Annotated in this window: 10 protein-coding genes; 5 read left to right on the top strand and 5 right to left on the bottom strand. The window is 44.2% G+C overall.

Translation table 11 applies throughout. The features are described from left to right. Window positions 1-30: 30 nt before the first annotated feature. The 3 genes from FHW89_RS00500 to FHW89_RS00490 all read left to right on the top strand — a co-directional run bounded on the left by FHW89_RS00500 (window position 31) and on the right by FHW89_RS00490 (window position 3,662). Window positions 31-1,062, top strand: coding sequence for a LacI family DNA-binding transcriptional regulator (locus FHW89_RS00500; protein WP_172333057.1), 1,032 nt, complete (start codon window positions 31-33; stop codon window positions 1,060-1,062). Between the two features lie 251 nt (window positions 1,063-1,313). Next, complete coding sequence (locus tag FHW89_RS00495; protein WP_172333056.1) at window positions 1,314-2,621, top strand: cytochrome ubiquinol oxidase subunit I; 1,308 nt, start codon at window positions 1,314-1,316, stop codon at window positions 2,619-2,621. 12 nt (window positions 2,622-2,633) lie between these two features. After that, window positions 2,634-3,662 carry a cytochrome d ubiquinol oxidase subunit II gene (locus FHW89_RS00490; RefSeq protein ID WP_172333055.1) on the top strand — a complete coding sequence of 343 codons (1,029 nt, stop codon included), beginning with the start codon at window positions 2,634-2,636 and terminating at the stop codon, window positions 3,660-3,662. 111 nt (window positions 3,663-3,773) lie between these two features. On the opposite strand, the gene FHW89_RS00485 is transcribed toward FHW89_RS00490, so the two are convergent. After that, window positions 3,774-5,432 (bottom strand): glycoside hydrolase, encoded by a 1,659-nt coding sequence (locus FHW89_RS00485; protein WP_172333054.1) that lies wholly within the window; start codon window positions 5,430-5,432, stop codon window positions 3,774-3,776. 171 nt (window positions 5,433-5,603) lie between these two features. On the opposite strand from FHW89_RS00485, the gene FHW89_RS00480 reads away from it, so the two are divergent. Then, window positions 5,604-6,632 carry a GntR family transcriptional regulator gene (locus FHW89_RS00480; RefSeq protein ID WP_172333053.1) on the top strand — a complete coding sequence of 343 codons (1,029 nt, stop codon included), beginning with the start codon at window positions 5,604-5,606 and terminating at the stop codon, window positions 6,630-6,632. Window positions 6,633-6,714: 82 nt separating this feature from the next. On the opposite strand, the gene FHW89_RS00475 is transcribed toward FHW89_RS00480, so the two are convergent. The 4 genes from FHW89_RS00475 to FHW89_RS00460 form a co-directional block, all read right to left on the bottom strand. Next, on the bottom strand, window positions 6,715-7,536 hold the full coding sequence (locus FHW89_RS00475; protein WP_172333052.1) for an alpha/beta fold hydrolase: 822 nt from the start codon (window positions 7,534-7,536) through the stop codon (window positions 6,715-6,717). A 318-nt stretch (window positions 7,537-7,854) separates the two neighbouring features. Next, the gene (locus FHW89_RS00470; RefSeq protein ID WP_172333051.1) at window positions 7,855-9,219 is read right to left on the bottom strand and encodes a DUF1080 domain-containing protein; all 1,365 of its coding nucleotides are present in this window, start codon (window positions 9,217-9,219) and stop codon (window positions 7,855-7,857) included. Between the two features lie 71 nt (window positions 9,220-9,290). After that, window positions 9,291-10,619 (bottom strand): Gfo/Idh/MocA family protein, encoded by a 1,329-nt coding sequence (locus FHW89_RS00465; protein WP_172333050.1) that lies wholly within the window; start codon window positions 10,617-10,619, stop codon window positions 9,291-9,293. A 224-nt stretch (window positions 10,620-10,843) separates the two neighbouring features. Continuing rightward, complete coding sequence (locus FHW89_RS00460) at window positions 10,844-11,662, bottom strand: peptidoglycan-binding protein (protein ID WP_172333049.1); 819 nt, start codon at window positions 11,660-11,662, stop codon at window positions 10,844-10,846. 310 nt (window positions 11,663-11,972) lie between these two features. On the opposite strand from FHW89_RS00460, the gene FHW89_RS00455 reads away from it, so the two are divergent. Then, window positions 11,973-12,689, top strand: a complete 717-nt coding sequence (locus FHW89_RS00455; protein WP_172333048.1) for a hypothetical protein — start codon at window positions 11,973-11,975, stop codon at window positions 12,687-12,689. The last annotated feature ends 69 nt before the right edge of the window (window positions 12,690-12,758 follow it).

The raw sequence follows: 12,758 nt of genomic DNA, 5'->3' as shown, positions 1-12,758 counted from the left end.
TAAAATATTTTTTCCAACTTGCACTTTGTAATGAAGAAAGTAAAACGTACCACCATTTATGATATTGCCGAAAAACTGGGCATTACCGCTTCTTCCGTTTCCCGGGCACTGAATAACAGCAGCCAGGTGAACGAAAAAACCAAGGAGCTGATCATTAAAACAGCCGACGAGCTCAATTATAAGCGGAACACGCTGGCCTCTAACCTGCGTAAGGGTCAGTCAAAAACCATTGGCGTAGTGATACCCCGCATTAACCAGAATTTTTTCTCGAACGTGATTGCTGGTATCGAAGAAATCACCTATCAGAAAGGCTATAACCTGATTATTTGTCAATCGGACGAAGATCACGACAAGGAGGTGCAGTGTGTCAATACGCTCATCAATCAGCATGTAGATTGTATCGTGATATCAGTATCGGCCGATGGTAATGATTACCAGCACCTGCAAAATGTGTTGGATCATGGCATTCAGCTTATCCAGTTTGACCGTGTGGCCGAAGAGCTGGAAACCCTCAAGGTGATCAATGATAATGTTCAGGCCTCATACGAAGCGGTATCCCACCTCATTGAAGGTGGTTATAAAAGAATAGCCCTGCTGGAAGGACCTCAAAATCTGAGCATTTTTAAACAACGTAAGGAAGGCTACCTGAAAGCATTCAAGGCATACAATGTACCCGTAATAGAGGAATTGATTGTGGAAAATGCATGGACAAAAGAACTGGGCGCCCTGGGAACCCGCAAACTGCTGAGCCTGCCCCAGCCACCGGATGCCATATTTGCCTCCACATCCGATTTCTCGGCATTAGGTGTATTGGACGTGGCCAACGCCATGGGTATCAAAGTACCATCGGAGCTGGGTATATGCGGTTACGCTAATGAAAGCTTTTCGGAGATTACCAGTCCGTCCATAACCACTATCGATCAGTTTAGTATTTATATGGGCAATACCGTGGCCAATTTGTTTTTTCAGGAAATAGGCAATAACGATACCACCACCAAACCAAAGATCATCAGCATCAAACCGGAATTGATCATCAGGGGATCGACGAAACGGAACGGGTAAACACCCTTCTAAATCTCCCCAAAGGGTCGACTTTTAAAATCCTACTAATTCAGTTAGGTGCTTTTATGGGGCACTATGCTAATCAAAAGCCCTCTCCAAAGGAGAGGGCTAGGTGAGGTTTACTAAATTTTACGCACTAATCCAACCAATTACACTTAAAAAGTATATTTTATATTTAATATCAATTAGTAAATCTTCACGATTTTGTTACATTATAGCTTTAAATTCAGCCATTATTTAGTATTACGCATATGGATGATTTTATTGCAGCAAGGTCGCAGATGGCCTTATCGTTAGGTTTTCATATCATATACTCCTGCATCGGTATGGTGATGCCCGTTTTTATGGCCATATCGCACTACAAATGGATCAAAACCCACGATCCGGTTTACAAAAACATTACCGTAGCCTGGAGTAAAGGAGTAGCTATATTTTTTGCTACAGGCGCTGTTTCGGGCACTATGTTATCCTTTGAGCTGGGCCTCCTTTGGCCGGGTTTTATGAAACATGCAGGCCCCATATTCGGTATGCCCTTTTCGCTCGAAGGGGTAGCCTTTTTTATCGAGGCTATAGCCCTCGGCTTTTTCCTTTACGGCTGGAACCGGCTCAATGCCTGGTTCCATTGGGTTACGGGCATTGTAGTAGGCATCAGCGGTATAGCATCGGGCATACTCGTAGTATCGGCCAATTCCTGGATGAACAGTCCCTCTGGTTTCGATTTCGTAAATGGCAAATACCTTAATATCGACCCATTGAAAGCCATGTTTAATGAGGCCTGGTTCTCTGAGTCGCTTCACATGACCATCGCCGCGTTCTCAGCCACGGGTTTCGCGGTTGCGGGTATCCATGCCCTCATGATCTATCGCAAGCGTAATGTGCATTTTCATAGCAAAGCCTTTAAAATAGCCATTATATTTGGTGCCGCGGCAGCCATTTTACAGCCTTTAAGCGGTGATATATCTGCCAAGGGCGCCGCCAAAAGGCAACCCGCCAAACTGGCCGCCATGGAGGCTTATTTCCATACACAAAGCTATGCACCTTTGGTTATCGGCGGCATACCGGATACAGCGGCTAAAAAAGTAAATTATGGGATAGAGATACCTGGTTTACTGAGCTTCCTGGTGCATGATAATTTCAAGGAACCGGTTAATGGCCTGGATAAGATCCCTGTTAAAAACCAGCCTCCTGTAGCCGTTACGCACTATGCATTCCAGATCATGGTTGGTTTTGGTATGCTGATGATGCTGATCGGGGTATTGTATTTTATTGCCTTATGGAAAAAGAAGGACTGGTTTACTAAAGGCTGGTTCCTGAAAATGTTTATCTGGGCTACGCCTGCCGGTTTTATCGCCCTGGAAGCCGGATGGACGGTGACAGAAGTGGGCCGCCAACCCTGGATAATACAAGGGGTTATGCGTACCAGCGAGGCGGTTACGCCGATGCCGGGTATCCAGTACTCCTTTTACCTGTTTACCTTTATTTATTTTACGCTGAGTGTATTTGTTATTTTCCTGCTGAAAAGACAAATACAAATGGTGCCCGAATTGTATGACCGTTAAGCCCATAAAGATATGTTGTACGTAGTTATTTTGTTTTTATTTGCCGCCATTACGCTGTACTTTCTGTTAGGCGGGGCCGATTTTGGCGCGGGTATCATCGAGCTTTTTACCTCCAATGATAATAAACACCGTACCCGCAAAACCAGCTACCAGGCTATCGGTCCCATATGGGAGGCTAACCACATGTGGCTCATCATTACCGTAGTGATCCTGTTTGTGGGTTTCCCTACTATTTACAGCGAAATGTGCGTTTACCTGCACATCCCCCTGCTCATTATGCTATTGGGTATCACAGCCCGCGGAACGGCATTCGCTTTCCGGAATTATGATGCCATTAAGGACGAGAAAACGCAGGGCTTTTACAATCATATATTTGTTTACTCCAGCTTTGTTACGCCCATGTTCCTGGGCATCATCGCGGGTAGTGCCCTATCCGGCCAGATAGACCCCACAGCAAAAACATTTGCAGGTGTCTATATTTTCAGCTGGTTGAACTGGTTCTCGGTTTCGGTCGGACTTTTCACCGTAGCCCTCTGCGGCTTCCTGGCTGCCATTTACCTCATTGGCGAATGCCCCGAAGTATATGACGTGAAACGCTTTATCAAAAAAGCCAAAGCCATGAACATAGCTGCCGTGATACTGGGCGCATTGGTATTCCTGGCGTCGTATGTAGAACATGTGCACCTGGCCGACTGGATATTTGGTAACCTACTGAGTCTGACGGCTGTTATCGCCGCTACGCTATCGCTGGTATTATTATGGTTTATTATCTCCGACAAAAAGAACAAACAATGGATCAGGGTGCTGGCCGCGTTCCAGGTAAGCATGATCCTCATTTCGGTTGGCCATACCCGTTTCCCCCGTTTTGTGATCTTTAAGGATGGCAGTTCCATGTCGCTGCTTACCGATCACGCCACAGGCAAATCTATCGACGACCTGGGCGTAGGTTTGCTTATAGGCAGCCTATTCATACTCCCGGCGTTGGGATATTTGTATTATAGTTTTAAGAAGAAAGGCAATGAAACTGTTGAAGAACATTAATTTCTCTTAAACCTGTCATTCTGAGCGCAGCGAAGAATCTAATAGTCGTCATGCACGTCTAAGAATAGATTCTTCGCTGCGCTCAGAATGACAAAAAGAAAAATCAGCAGTCTAGCGCTGAAATATCTCCGGATACTTTCGGATAAAGTAAACCGGGGTGCAGCTCCAGGCATGACAATAACTGTTTACCGGGTAAAAATTATACGGCGATTTCAGCTCATCCTTCGGATCATACACTTCCCAAAAAGTGTCAGCTCCTTTTTTAACCATCCCGCCCCAATAATTTTGCAGCTCATCCTTTGCCTCAGACTTTAAACCACTTTCAATAAGAGCGGCTATATAGTAATGAAACATATAAGGTGCCCCGGGATGTACCGCATCCTTAACAGTGGTTAGCGCTTTTAAAGCCGCTTGTGCTTCCTGTTTGGAAGCCACCCCGCTCAATATCATCCAGGCTTGTGAACCATAGGAGATCTGTTTATTTGTACCGCTCACAAACAAGCCCGATTTTGGATCATAAAGGTTTTTATAGGCAGCGGCCTTTAACTTTTTGGCTAAAGATTGTATGTCATCCACTTCGTTTTCCTTGCCCAATAACTTCGCCAGCGTGTAGGTTTGGTTCAGGGTATAAATAGATAGTCCCTGCAAACAGGCTTGTTTGTCCAGGCCGTCCTGCCAGTCAAAAAACACCCACCACTCCTTACCGGCCTTTTGATAATTCATCATACCATCGGCACCGGCGTATTTACGGATGATATCCAGCTGCTTTTTGGCAACAGGCCATAGGTCAAGTCCGGTTTGCCTATCATCCGTGGCTGTAACATATTCTTTTAGCGCCACATTGTACAACAGGCAGTAATCCAGTAAGCGGCTCCGTGCCTGGGCATGGGGTTCGGGGTTTTCAAATACATTGGCGAGCAGAATGCCATCATCGGCAGATAAACCAGCCAGCAGATAAAGGCAGCGCTTGGTGAGTTGGTTGTTTTGGTAAGAAAACTGACCGGCTAATGATTCCAGGTACAGATCGCCTATCCAAAGTCGCCTATCGCGTTTGGGGCCATCCTCATATACAGTTTGCATGCATTCTTTTAAGGTGGCGAGTCCTACACGGTCAATGTCGGCTATAAGTTGGGGTGTAGTGGCGGCCAGAAGTGGTGGTTTAAAGGCTACAGACGAACTTGCCTTAAACACTATATTACTGATATGGAAATCAAAATTAGGCGAAGCGCCCAACAGTTCGATCTTTGCATATCGTCCTGAAAGGCGGCGTGGTATGGTAACCTCTGCGGGCATTTCGGTAACAGTAACGGTTTCGTCTTGCAGCCAGGCCCGGCTCAGGGTTCCTTTGTAAGGATCAAAAGGTACAGATAGTTCTGCGGGTACTTCACCAAAGGTAAATTTTAGCCTCACAGGGCCATCGGGCGTTCCTTTGAGCGATTTTATGAAGAAGGTCAGGTACCCGGTTACATGTTCGCCAAAATCAACCACAACGCCGTTTTGCGTTTTGAACGAAGTGTTATACAACTTGCCTACACTATCCGCAGGCACAGCTTTCCAACCCTGGAAAGCTGCTGGGTCTTTCTCCATACGTACCAGGCCAATAGGTTGCTTTTCTGTCTCGATAAGTTTGGGTTTATTATCTTCTGCCTTTTTGAGCCAATCCTGCCGGTATGCCTGATATGGATCCTGGGCCTGAACGCCACCGGCAAACACCACAATTAAAAAAAACGATAAAAGAAGAAACTTTGGGTTAAGTAAATTTAATACCATAGGGGAATAGTTTAATTAAGTTTTCAGGGTTCCGGTAATTGGTTGTACCGGAGGTTGTTAATTGGTTATAACAACATAAATATATACATTTTCGAACTATCCCCTACCATCTTTTTCATGAATAAAATGCGGTTGTGTAATAGTACATTTGTACTGATCCAATAATAAACTGTGAAGAATTATCTGAAAATATTATCGATAGATGAGTACTCTATCACGCCCAAATATCTGCAGCTATCCAATGCCATTATCCGGGGTATCGAAAGCGGTGATATTGTTAAGGATGATATGCTTCCCTCTATCAATGATCTGAGTTTTGCGCTGGATACCTCGCGCAATACCATTGAGCGGGTTTACAAGGAATTGAAAGATAAAGGCATTGTAAGTTCGGTACCGGGCAAGGGTTTCTTTATCTCCAATACCGATTTTCAAAAACCGATCAAAATATTCCTGCTGTTCAATAAACTGAGCGCGCATAAAAAGATCATTTACGACGCTTTTGTGGATACCATTGGCGAAAAAGCTACGGTCGACTTCTACATCTACAATAACGACTTCCATTTTTTCAAGAAGATCATTACCGAAAGCGCCCAAAATGATTATGCCAAGTATATTATTATCCCGCATTTCCTGGATAATGAAGCCAAAGCACACGAGATTATCAATACCATCCCCAAGGATAAACTGATTCTGCTGGATAACCTGGTACCCGGAGTAAGCGGAAAGTTCGCGGCGATATATGAAAACTTTGCTACTGACGTGTACGAAGCCCTGAAAAAGCTCATGGATAAGCTAACTAATTACCATACCATTAAGCTGATATTTCCGGGCAAAACCTATCACTCTAAAGAGATCATGAAGGGTTTTTTAAATTTTTGCCGCCAATATGCTTTTGAATATGCTGTAGTCGATTCCTTATCGGCAGAAACCATCCAGCCGCAAACGGTCTATATCAGCCTGACCGAGGACGACCTGGTTGAACTGATCAAAAAGATCATCGCGTCTGATTTGAAAGTAGCTCAGGACGTGGGCGTTATATCTTATAATGAAACCGCCCTTAAGGAGATCATCCTGGATGGTATCACCACCATATCAACTGACTTTAAGCTGATGGGCAGCAAAGCCGCAGAATTTGCCCTGAGTAACTGCCACGAACACTTCGCGGTACCGTTTCATGTAATGGTGAGAAGCTCGTTGTGAATTGTGATGTGAAAGAATTAAAAAAGCTGTCAATCATTTACTATTGACAGCTTTTTATATTTAACAAAAATAACTTTTTTATTTACGATTGGATAAACGCCAAAAGATCTTTGTTTATAGTTGCAGCTTCTGTTGCCGGCATTCCATGAGGGAAGCCTGGATATGAAATCAACTTTCCGTTTTTTAAAAGTTTTATTGCTTTTGCACCTGATATAGGGAATGGAACGATCTGATCATCCTCACCATGCAAAACAAGCACCGGAATATCTACACTTTTAAGGTCTTCTGTAAAATCTGTTTCGGAAAAAGCCTTAATACCATCATGATGCGCTTTTACCCCGCCCATCATTCCCTGGCGCCACCAATTATCCCTGATCCCCTGGGATATTTTTGCGCCTTCACGGTTATAACCGTAAAACGGGATGGTAAAATCTTCAAAATATTGGGCCCGGTTAAATGCCGTGCCCTCACGTATTTCATCAAATATAGCCATGGGCACGCCATCCGGATTGGTGTCAGATTGCACCATGATCGGCGTAACCGCGCTTATGAGCACCACTTTAGCTACGCGACCTTTACCCAAATTAGCAGCATAATGAATGGCTTCGCCACCGCCGGTTGAGTGACCAATATGTACGGCATCTCTCAGGTCAAGCGCTTCGGTTACCGCAGCCACATCAGCGGCATAGGTATCCATATTGTGCCCTTCTGAAACCTGGCTTGATCTTCCGTGCCCGCGGCGATCATGGGCAATCACCCGGTATCCCTTTTTCAGGAAAAACATCATTTGTGCATCCCAATCATCTCCGGATAAAGGCCAGCCATGATGAAAAAAAAGTGGTTGCCCTGTTCCCCAATCCTTGTAATAAATCTCGGTTCCGTCTTTTACTGTGATCTTACTCATTTCTGTTAATTATGATTATGGTGATTAATAAAATGCAGGAAACATGCTCTTTTAAATAGCGTGATGTTAGACAGGTCTAACAATTAAAAATAGCAAATAAAAGCGCTGATTGATGAATGGATCAATTAAAATCTAATCAAAATTTATACACATTAGTTAAGTGCTTCTAATCGAAGGGAAAATAATTTCCAGATATGTTCAATGAGAGTTTTCTTAGAAGGAAAGCTTTAAAAAAAATCATCCTGAACAAAAGGGAAGAATCTACTTAGCGGATTCTCCCCTTTTGTTTAGGATGACAAATTATATAGGTTGAAGTGATTACTTCAATACTTTGATCTTGATATTCCTAAAAAACGCTTCATTGCCATGATCCTGCAATAACAGGTGACCTTCTTTTGCTTCGCCGAAGTTTTTCCAGATGGTGTATTTGCTGATAGCTACCAAGTCGCGGAATTCTTTTGAGCCGCGCTCGTATTCCAGCACTTTAACACCATTCAGGTAATGTTCAACGTGGTTATTTGGATAAACCACTATACGACCGATGTTCCAGCTGCCAATCGGGTGCACAAAACGTTCCTGCTTGTTGGCTTTAATCAGATCGTATAAAGAGGCCAGCGTACGATCGCCATCACGGCCCAGTTTGGCATCCGGGTGCAGCTTGTCGTCCAATACCTGGTATTCCAATCCTATGGCTGAGCCTTTCGTCACTTCGCTCAGGGTTACAAAATATTTAACCCCGCTGTTGGCACCGGGCGTTAGCTTAAATTCAAATGAAAGGTCAAAGGCGCTATACTGATCGTTGGTCACGATATCACCGCCACCAGATTCTTCTTTTCCGGCTGATGGCAGCACATGCATGGTTCCATCTTTGTACTCCCAGCCAAAAGTTGGGAAAGTTTTCAGGGTAGCACCACGCCAGCCGGTATTGGTTTTGCCATCATACAGCAGTTTCCAGCCGGCAGCTTTTTCGGCCGGGGTAATGCTGTTGGGCTGCAGGTTTACCACATAAACATCTTTTGGAAAAGGTGTTGATTTTAAGTTGGTAGTTTGCAGTTTAAGGTTTTTAAAATATACTTTTTTACCAGCCTGCTCCTCTTTACTCACCGCGTGAACCTGCAAACCAATAAATCCTTTACGGTCAATAGTATCCACTACATCGGCAGTAGGGACGCCATTAATCCAGGTTTTCATTTCGTTGCCGATACATTCAATTTTGATGTGGTTGAACTCACCTACCTTAAAAGCATCTTTTGCTTTGGCGTTCAGATCAAGCGGGTAAAGCCAGTCGCGGCGGCCTTCGTCATAAATACCACCTGTCCATTTACGATCAGACGGATCAATTTCAAACTGACGGCCATAAACCTTTCCCTTACCTTCATGACCGGCAGGATCATAATGGCTACGAGTTTGCACACCAGAATTACTCAGCTTGCTTTCTATTTTGGCATCCAGTTCCAATATAAAATCACCATACTCCTTTTCGGTAACTAAAAATGAGTTGCCCGAATTTAAAACGGTGGTACCTACTATTTGTCCGTCTTCTACCTTATAATCGGCTGTACCGGCCAGGCGTTTCCAGCCTTTAAGGGTTTTACCATCAAATAAGGTTTGAGCGTTACTTTTAACAGGCATTAAGGCCGCCACAGCAAATAAGGCTATGGCCGGGTAGATGATTTTCTTCATGTGTAGTTTTATAATGGTTTTTATTTAGGATTTTTCAAGTTTACGCAAACCTGCCGGAAAGTGAAAAACGTTTATACGTTTACCTCCCAGCCTTTTTCATACTCCCTGCTCCATAATTTGGTAGCCTCCGGATCATTCAGGATATGCCCGTTGGCCGGATCAACATGCAATACCCTGTCAACACGATAGGATATATTACCCAGTTGAGGCAGCAATGTCGACTTAAATCCGATCTCGATCGGGCAGTTTAAGGCTGCCTTGCCACGTATTGCGTCAATAAAGTTTTGCATATGGAGGCCATCAAGCGCTTCGGTAGGACTTACTTTATTGGTAGCATCAACTTTGGTATCGTCCTTCACATCCTTTACCAGTTTATTATTTTCATCATAAACCTGGTAGCCATTGCCGCCGCCATAAAACACGGTTCCTTTATCGCCATAGAAAATAACACCGCGGCTTAATTTTTCGATGCCAAAGCCATTGCAGCTGCGGCTTTCCCACTCGGCAGCGGTATTGTTGGGGAAATTAAACAGGATATTCTGTGTATCAGGTGTTTGCCAGTCATCATTAAAATGAAAACGACCGCCGGTTGATACTACCTTGTTCGGAAAATCGACACCCAGGCCCCAGCGGATCACATCCAGCTCATGGGTACCGTTGTTGAGGGCTTCGCCGGTTCCCCAGTTCCAAAGCCAGTGCCAGTTATAATGGATCAGGTTGTCCTTATAGGCTACCCGTGGCGCGGGGCCCTGCCAAAGATCATAGTTCAGGTTTTCGGGAACAGCGGTTTCTTTACCGCGGCCCATGGTTGCCCGGTGATTGGTGTACCAGCCTTTGGCATAATAAGCCCTGCCGATAACGCCATTATGTAATTCCTTTACCATCGCCTGCACATTATTAAATGACCTGCGCTGACTACCCATTTGCACCAAACGGTTATATTTTTTGGCAGCAGCAACTGCCATCTCGCCCTCATGCGGGTTATGGCTGCAAGGCTTTTCTACATATACGTGTTTACCCGCCTGGCAGGCCATAATGGTGGCCGGGGCGTGCCAGTGATCGGGAGCGGCAATAACTACCGCGTCAATTTCCTTGATCTCGAGCATTTTACGGATATCGGTGATACCCTGCGGCTTTTTACCGGTAATTTTAAATATTTCGTTGATGGTTTTATCAACCACTTTGGAGTCAACATCACATATATATCCTATTTCAACATTGGGTATACGCGCAAAGCTTTGAGCCAGGTATAAACCCCGGCTGTTGGTTCCCATCATCCCTAAAACCACCTTATCATTTGGCGATCCATCAAAAACCCCGGCTTTTGATAGCTCTGGTGTAAGCAGGAAGCAGGTGCCTGCTAATGAACTTGTCTGGATGAACTTTCTACGGGTAATCATATCTAAAACGGTTAATTGGTTTATTACCTACTACTTGTATAAGCAAAGATGGCAAATTACCTAAGTTTTAGAAAGCTTTAAAGAAAATGAACAACTTTTTTTAAAAATGAACTGTAACTTAACTGTGACTTAAATCTGCCTGTAAAACAATCATTTAAAGAAAATACAAAAATAAAGGGGCCTGGTTATGGAGCCCCTTTAAATTCACGGTTAAATATATTTTTTTAAACTAAGCCTTGTATCGAAAATACATCAAGTTTGGATGTCTGAAAATTACGCACCCGCTTATACACACCATTACCGTTGCTACTGCCATCAGTATTGGTATTACCCTCAACAGTTTCGAACAAATCGCCATGAACAGCAGTGATAAACCCGGTATGAACCCAATCAAAACTGGTTTTCTGCAATAGGAAAATATCGCCTGGCTGTACAACCGACGGATTATTGCGCACCGCCGCGTAACGGGTGAGGATGCCTTTATTGACACCTGTTGTACCAATGGTATCGCAACTATAGGATAAAGGCATCAGCGAACGAAAATCTTTTCCTAATTGGCTGGCAGCCTGGTCAACAATAGCTTGCACAAAGCCCATGCACCAAAACCAGGAGGTACCTTCTGAGCCATCCATATAGCTGCGTACCCACGGGCCACAGTTACTCTGCCCTTTAACAGTAAGTTCAAAGGGAGCATTGCTTAGATGCTGAAGCGCGGTATTAACAACAAGCGTGCGTAAATCGTTGCCTTTTACCGGGGTGGTAAACGCATTGGAGAGCGGCCTGGATAACTCGGTAAACAGGGCGCCATCAACAATGCCGGTTTGCGGCAGGCTTTTTGCCTTTTGAAAGGCTTTTACCGCGGCTTCGGTAGCCGGACCAAAGTCGCCATCGATACCTGTAGCGGTACCCGCAGCCGGTTTAACCATGGCGTACAAATTAAGCCAGCTTTGTACTTTGGTTACATCCTTTGAGGTGTTGGTGCTTCCGCCCCGTTGCTGAGTGGCGGATATGGTAAGTTCTTTCAGGTATTGTTTTTTAACCATGACAGGTAAGGTTTAAAGTGATAAGATTTAGGTTTGACCGCTGCTATTTTTAAGCCCGTTGAGCAGCTATTAGCCGCGATCATTTACTATATAAAGGTAAATCATAATTTATCATTTTTCGCAGGTAATTATACCCTTTTACGTACGTAATTTTACGCATAAAGTTGCCTGAACATCAATGCTGATAAGAATATCTAATGGCATACTTAATCCCCCTTGTTTTCAAATACCGTGTTTTCACCTATTGCTGCCGTAAAATATTAGGCAGATATTGATAACAGTATTTAAACATCAAATAAACACCTAAACCATGTCAAAAAAATACTTATCATCGCTGCTTGCGGCTGTTTGCTTAATTACTGTTGTAATTAGTAGTTGTAAAAAAGGTTCGCAAATCACCCCGCCTGAAAAGGATAAATCTGTAGTACAAAACGATGGAACCGAATCTCCGAAACCAAGGGATATAATCTTAAACACCATCCCCGAAACCCAAACTATCCAAAGCGGACAGCCAATTCCGCAAGGGTGGATAATTACGGGCAAATCAGGAAGTAATGTAACCATCACCAAATTTGACGGACTGCCAACAGGTTATCAGCTTACCATTTTAGGCGGACAGGTTACCCCTACCGGGTGGATTGTTACCAACACAACAGCCCTGGGCGATGTTAAAGTAATTACCATGATACAAGGCTACCCTACAGGAACAAAAATCAACATCATAGGCGGTCAGGGCACACCTGCCGGGTGGATTGTTACCAACACCAATGCGCTGGGAAGCATAAAGGAGATCACCATGATACAAGGCTATCCTACGGGAACAAAAATCAACATCATAGGTGGTCAGGTAACCCCTGCCGGGTGGATTGTTACCAACACCGATGCATTGGGAAGTGTAAAGGAAATCACCATGATACAGGGTTATCCTTCGGGCACACAATTAACCATAATCAGCGGCCAGGGTACACCTGTCGGCTGGGTGATCATTTCCAGTACTGGTAATACTGTAGTTATTAAAAAATTATAAATAAAAGCTATTGGCTGAAGCGTAACTGGTATACGCATTTAGCAAAAAGCCCGCCCAGGTGGCGGGCTT

It is taken from the genome of Mucilaginibacter sp. SG564, from assembly GCF_013149275.1.
Lineage (GTDB): Bacteria > Bacteroidota > Bacteroidia > Sphingobacteriales > Sphingobacteriaceae > Mucilaginibacter.
The sequence above is the reverse complement of the archived record's forward strand: the minus strand, read 5'-3'. Positions and strand labels throughout refer to the sequence as shown.

Excerpts from the sequence above, each read along its gene's own strand:
- FHW89_RS00500 (WP_172333057.1), top strand. The coding sequence starts at position 31 with ATGAAGAAAGTAAAACGTACCACCATTTATGATATTGCCGAAAAACTG.
- FHW89_RS00495 (WP_172333056.1), top strand. The coding sequence starts at position 1,314 with ATGGATGATTTTATTGCAGCAAGGTCGCAGATGGCCTTATCGTTAGGT.
- FHW89_RS00490 (WP_172333055.1), top strand. The coding sequence starts at position 2,634 with ATGTTGTACGTAGTTATTTTGTTTTTATTTGCCGCCATTACGCTGTAC.
- FHW89_RS00485 (WP_172333054.1), bottom strand. The coding sequence starts at position 5,432 with ATGGTATTAAATTTACTTAACCCAAAGTTTCTTCTTTTATCGTTTTTT.
- FHW89_RS00475 (WP_172333052.1), bottom strand. The coding sequence starts at position 7,536 with ATGAGTAAGATCACAGTAAAAGACGGAACCGAGATTTATTACAAGGAT.
- FHW89_RS00470 (WP_172333051.1), bottom strand. The coding sequence starts at position 9,219 with ATGAAGAAAATCATCTACCCGGCCATAGCCTTATTTGCTGTGGCGGCC.
- FHW89_RS00465 (WP_172333050.1), bottom strand. The coding sequence starts at position 10,619 with ATGATTACCCGTAGAAAGTTCATCCAGACAAGTTCATTAGCAGGCACC.
- FHW89_RS00460 (WP_172333049.1), bottom strand. The coding sequence starts at position 11,662 with ATGGTTAAAAAACAATACCTGAAAGAACTTACCATATCCGCCACTCAG.
- FHW89_RS00455 (WP_172333048.1), top strand. The coding sequence starts at position 11,973 with ATGTCAAAAAAATACTTATCATCGCTGCTTGCGGCTGTTTGCTTAATT.